At 71.5% G+C, this 6,024-nt stretch carries 1 protein-coding gene (running past one end of the window); it reads left to right on the top strand.

What is annotated here, in order from left to right; translation table 11 throughout:
- Positions 1-125 precede the first annotated feature (125 nt).
- Positions 126-6,024: the beginning of an Ig-like domain-containing protein gene (locus K8625_RS44190; RefSeq protein WP_370641936.1), read on the top strand. 26,180 nt of this gene lie beyond the right edge of the window; the window shows 5,899 of its 32,079 coding nt (coding positions 1-5,899); the start codon lies at positions 126-128; the stop codon falls past the right edge of the window.

The following is a 6,024-nucleotide window of genomic DNA, read 5'->3' as shown; positions in this document are numbered from 1 at the left end:
CGGAAGGCCTGACGACCTCAATTAATGGGTGGCCCCGTATGTGGGTAGGTGCGTCTCGATTGTCGGGAAGTGGGCGGCGTGCAGGTGGGGGTTCCGGAGTTCGTGGTTCGTCGGTGGGAGGGGCTGTGAACAGTCAGGGTTGGAGCGGTGTTCGCGCGGTGCTCACGGTGCTGTGTCTGGGGTTCGCTCTGGTGGCCCGGGCGGAGCCCCCCGTGGTGACGGCGGCCTATCCCCTCGCGCCTCTGCGCCCCGGCGCCCAGAGTGTCGAGATCGGCTTCGACATCGAGCAACAGGTCTCCCAGGTCCTCGTCACCCTCGAGGGCACCTCGGACTCCCACGGCTCCTTCGTCGCCACCTCCAACCTCCGGGTCGAGCGTGACTTCGCGGGCGCCGTGCCCTTCCACGTGCTCGTGCCCCTCAAGGTCGCCTTCCCCGACGACGGCGCCGTGAAGGTCACCGCCACGCCCATCGGGTCCGACTCCGTTCCGGGCACCCCCTTCGTCACCACCTTCAACGCCAAGGGCAGCCCGCCCGGCTTCGCCGCCACGCCCGTCACCGTCCGCTCCGACGCCACCGCGGGCGGCATCGTCCTGCAGGTCGCCTACACCGGCCAGGTCGCCTCCGCCGAGCTCTCCATGATGGGCGCCTCCGCGCTCGCCCTGCGCACCGTGCACGGTGACCTCGGCGAGGCCGAGGCCCAGGCCTTCGTCACCGCGCGCCGGCTGGTCGGCCGTCCCCATGTCGCCACCCCCGGCCGCATCAGCTTCTTCATCCCCACCACCGACGGAAGGCTGCCCCCCGACGGCGTCGTCATCGCCGACGTCGCCCTCCAGGACCCCTTCGGCCGCACCGTCCACACCTCCGCCGTCGAGTTCACCAGCTCCACGTCCTTCGACCCGCTCGTCGACATCACCGTCCAGCCCAGCTCGCTCCTGCTGGAGCAGGTGGGCCAGCGCGAGGACCTCAAGGTCTTCGGCAACTTCGCCGTCGCCGGACAGGCGGACCTCTCCGGCGGCCGCCGCGGCGTCCTCTACGAGTCCAGCAAGCCCGCCGTCGTCGCCGTCACCCAGTCCGGTGAGGTCATCGCGCTCGCGCAGGGCGAGGCCACCATCAAGGTGACGTACGCCGAGCGCACCCGCGAGGTCCCCGTCATCGTCACGGACCCCTCGCGCATCGCTGGCGTGAGCATCCTCCCCGACACCGTCACGCTCGCGCGCGTGAAGGACAGCCTCCAGCTCCAGCTGCAGGGCCGCCTGGACCACCCCGTCACCGGCCGCGTCATCGACCTGACCCCGAGCACCCTGCGCACCACCTGGAGCTCCTCGCACCCGGCCATCGTCGCCGTCAGCTCCGAGGGCAAGGTCACCTCGCTCGCCCCCGGCAGCGCCACCATCACCGCCACCCACCTCACCTCGGAGAACGAGTCGTGGACGGACACCCGCCGCGTCGAGGCGAAGGACGGCGTCCCCTCGGTGCGCCTGTCCGGCCCCACCTCCATCGCCGCCGGCGCCAGCGTGGAGCTGCGCGCCGTGGCCTCCGACGACGTGGCCGTCAAGCACGTCAGCTTCCTCGTCAACGGCGTGCCCACCGTCATCGACGACACCGCGCCGTACACCCTGCGCATCCAGGCTCCGCCGAACGTGGGGGCGACCTTCAAGCTGTCCGCCATCGCCGTGGACTCCGGTGACCAGGAGTCCACGCCGGCCGTGCTCCAGGTCAAGGTGACGGCGCCCCCGGGCCCGAGCACCCGACAGGTCGTCTACGAGCAGCCCGTCTCCGGCGCGAACCTCATCGAGGGAATCCCGCACATCCTCCGCGTGACGAGCGGCGCCTGGACGTCCGGCACGCTGTCCCCGCTGGACTTCCAGGTGGTGCGCTTCACCGTGGACGGGGCCCCCGTGGGCGCGTCGTCCACGGCCCGCATCGAGCTGCGCCCCATCCCCGACAAGGTGCCGCAGGAGATCGTCGCCGTCCCGTTGTGGGAGGTGAGCTACGTGCCGCCGCCGGGCAGCGCGGGCACGGGCGCCTCCATCAAGGCCATCGCCGTGGACCGCCATGGCGCCACCGCGGAGGGCTCCGCCGTCCTCGTGCGCATCGTCGGCAACGCGCCTCCGCTCATCACCCGCCGCGCCCCGCTGGGCAGCACGGTGGAGGTGACGGAGAAGGTGCCGCTCGCCGTCGAGGGCACCGTGGGGGACGACGCGCTGTCCTTCGGCGTCAAGGTGGCGCTGCTGGTCAACGGCAACGCCGTGGCCACCACGCGGCTGGACGAAGGAGGGCAGGGCGGCACCGCGCAGGGCTCGCAGAACTTCCGGCTCCTGTGGACGCCGCCCGCGGGCTCCGCGGGCAGTCGGCCTCGCGTGGAGATTCAAGCCATCGACCACGGCGGGCTCGAGCGCCGCGTCGGCTTCGAGGCCGTCGTCGTGCAGGACGGCCCTCCCAACGTGGCCATCCAGACGCCCACCTTCACGGATTCGTACGTGGGGGGCACGCAGGTGCTCCTCACCGCCGCCGCCTCGGATGACAGCGGCGAGGCGCCGCAGGTGACGTGGAAGGTGAACGGCGTGCCCGTGGGCCAGTCCTCCGTGCCGCCCTACCGGGTGACGTGGCGCACGTCCGTGGTGACGACGGCCACCACCTATCGCCTCATCGCGACCGCCCGCGACGCCCAGGGGCACGAGCGGGAGAGCCACCACGTGGACGTGGTGATTCGCCCGGACCTCAACAAGCCCAAGGTGAACATCCTCACGCCGCAGCACCTGGTGAAGGTGCCCAACTCGCAGGGGCTGCTCGTCACCATCGCCGGCTTCGACGACGTGGGCGCCAAACGCGTGGAGCTCTTCCTGGGCGAGGAGCTCAACACGCCCGTCTTCACCGACACCTCACCCGGCGACAACGCGGGCGTGCCCGGCTCGTTCATCAGCTACACCGTCATCCCCACCGAGCACTTCTTCGACGGCACGGTCCCCAAGACGAGCCTCAAGCTCACCGCGCGCGCCTACGACACCTCGGACAATCACGACGAGGTGAGCCACACCGTCACCCTCCAGGGGGACCTTCCGCCCACCGTGGAGTTCCTCAGTCCGAGCCCCGGCTTCGTCGGCACCGCGAACACGATCGTCCCCATCGTCCTCCACGCCGAGGACGACGTCGCCGTTTCCAGGGTGGAGCTCTTCGAGTACCGCGGCGCCACGCGCCACTCCGCCGGTGTCGCCACGCTGCCGCCGTACCGCTTCGACCTGCGCCTGCCCTCGACGGCGGGGAGCGTGCGGTTGGAGGCCGAGGTCACCGACAGCAACAACGAGAAGAACACGAAGACGGTGAGCCTCACGCTCGACGTGAAGGCGGACGAAGAGCCGCCCATGGTGGCCTTCCGGAGCCCCGCCGAGGGCACGCGCGTGTTCGCGGGTCCTAACCGGAGCGTGGATGTCGTCGTGGTCGCCACGGACAACGTCCACGTCAAGAACGCCCGGCTCTTCCTCCAGGACCCCCTCCAGCCCAAGAACCCGGACGCTCCCGAGTCGCCGGTGGGCTCCGTCAACGCCGGGACGGAGGAGGGGCTGTACCAGGTGTTCAAGTGGAAGCTGGACGTGCCGGCCGCGTACGCGGGCCATCCGCTGCGGCTGCGCGCGGAGGTGGTGGATGACGGGGACCGCTCCGCGGAGCGCCGGCTGGTGCTCCAGGCGGTGGAGAACACCGCGCCCGTGGTCAACCTGATGCTGCCCGCGCCGAGCTCCGTGGTGAAGGAGGGCCAGGACGTCACCATCACCTTCACCGTGTCCGACGACGAGGGCGTGGCGAGCGTCGCGGGTCGCTCCGGCGGTGTGACGCTGGAGCCGTTCATCGGTCCGGTCAACACGGCCATCCAGCAGAAGCTGGTGGTGCGCGCGCCCATCGTCACGCCGACGACGCCCGCGTCCGAGCGCTCGGTGGGGGTCGTCGCCAAGGACGTGAGCCCCGTGCCCCAGCTCGGCCACGAGGACGTGCTGCTCGACGTCATCGACGACGTGGAGCACCCCACCGCGCTGCTCCTGTCGCCGATTCCCGGCACGGCCACGCAGCCCCTGCAGGTCGCCAACCGCAGCAGCCTGGGGCTGCGCGTGGATGTCTCCGACGACGTGCGCGTCTCGCGCGTCGCCGTGGTGCTGGACGGTGTCGAGATCCGGCCCGAGCCGCAGAAGGACTACCTGCGCGCAAGCCACGAGGACTTCGAGGAGGTCCGCGCCCCCAACCCGCAGGGCCCCGGCGACATCCTCGTCAGCCGGCGCTACGTGGGCACCTACTCGGGGACGATTCCCGTCCAGCGCACCGGCACGGACCCGTCCAACACCGCGCCCGAGAAGCACGTCGTCTGGGCTCGCGCGTATGACCCGGCCGGCAACCCCACCGACACGTCCAAGGTCGAGTTCGAAGTCATCACCCCCGAGGACAAGCTGCCGCCGGTGGTGCGCATCTCGCTGCGAGGCGTGCCCGACGCGAAGACGTGCGTGTCCGGTTCGGAGGTCACCCTCCAGGCGCAGGCGTCCGACGACAGCGCGGTGCAGTCGCTCGCCATGAGCTTCGATGATGGCCTGGAGGAGCCCGAGGGCATCGAGGGGCTCGAGCAGCGACCGGAGACGCTGCCCGCGGCCTCGGTGAGCTTGAGCGGTCCGTTCGTGATGCCCACGCTGACGAGCGGCGCGTCGCGCACGGTGAGCTTCGAGGCCACGGCGACGGACACGCTGGGCCGCACCACGGTGTCCGGCTACTCGTGCCTGCTGGTGCCCGACGCGGCGCCCGTCGTCCGCTGGGTGTCGCCCACGAGCGGGGACCTCATCGAGGAGCAGCGCTACACGGGCTCGATGGAGCTCCAGGATGACGTGGGGCTGCGCGCGGCGTGGCTCGTCGCCTCCACCTCCGAGGTGAAGTCCGCGACGGCCACGGGCCTGGCGCTCGATGCCCCGTTGCTCACGGGCACGCCGCAGGTGCCCTTCTCGCTGTCGAACCACGCGGTGTCGAGCGCGACGCTCACCTTCGGCGCCCAGCCCGGGAGCGGCACGTCGGCGGGCACCCCGTTCACCTTCGTGGTGACGGGTGAGGACGGCGCGGTGCGCGTCACGCCGCACGCGGCCCATCCCTCGGACAACGGCCCGGGGCAGCTCCGCCTGAAGGTCGCCGCGGACTCGCACGGTGCCCAGGCGCACGTCTCCTACCACCTGCGGCCGAAGACGCAGCTGTCGACCGAGGCGCAGGCGGAGCTGGCGGCCTTCAAGGCCCTGTTCCCCTCCGGTGATTTGACGCAGACGCGCGTGCTCACGCTCGACGCGGGCAACCTGTACGAGGTGGACCTCGGCTTCCCGAAGAACGCGGTGGAGGTGGAGCAGGTCCTCGTGTCGCTGCACGCCGTCGGTGGGGACTCGCGCCCGGTGCTCGTCTCCGAGCTGGCGCTGCGCTACCAGTCCGGCCAGCCCCACCAGGTCCGTGTGGCCGCCGCGGGCCAGCGCCTGACGGTGGACCCGCTGTCCGCGACGCTCACGGCGGGGCAGCTGAGCGCGCGCCAGGCGGGCTTCCGCATCCCTGCGGCGTGGACGGCCACGGACGCGCGCCTCACCACCGTCGCGGTGGACACGGCGGGCGTGGTGGCGAAGGACGCTCGCGTCCTGAAGGTGGTGCCCGACACGGTGGACCCGACGGTGGCCTTCGTCGGCTTGGGGGAGGGCGCCTCGGCGGTGACGGGCCAGCCCTTCAAGGTGCGCCTGCGCGCCGCGGACAACGCGAGCCTGGCCAAGGTCCAACTGCTGGTGAACGGTGAGCCCCAGGGCGACACCCTCCTGGTGGGGACCTCGCAGGACGTGGAGCTCACCCTGCAGCGCACGACGCTGGGGCCCGTCAAGCTCGACGCGCTCGTCACGGACCGCGCGGGCAACGACGCCGTGTCCCATCCGGTGTTCGTGCAGATCGTCCCCGACGCCGCGCCGACGCTCCAACTGGATCGACTGGTGGCCACGGGGGAGACCATCCACCGCGCGGAGCTGGAGAACGGCT

It is taken from the genome of Myxococcus sp. AS-1-15 (genome assembly GCF_020037055.1).
In the GTDB taxonomy this organism is placed as follows: domain Bacteria; phylum Myxococcota; class Myxococcia; order Myxococcales; family Myxococcaceae; genus Myxococcus; species Myxococcus fulvus.
This window is presented reverse-complemented; position numbering and strand designations above follow the sequence as displayed.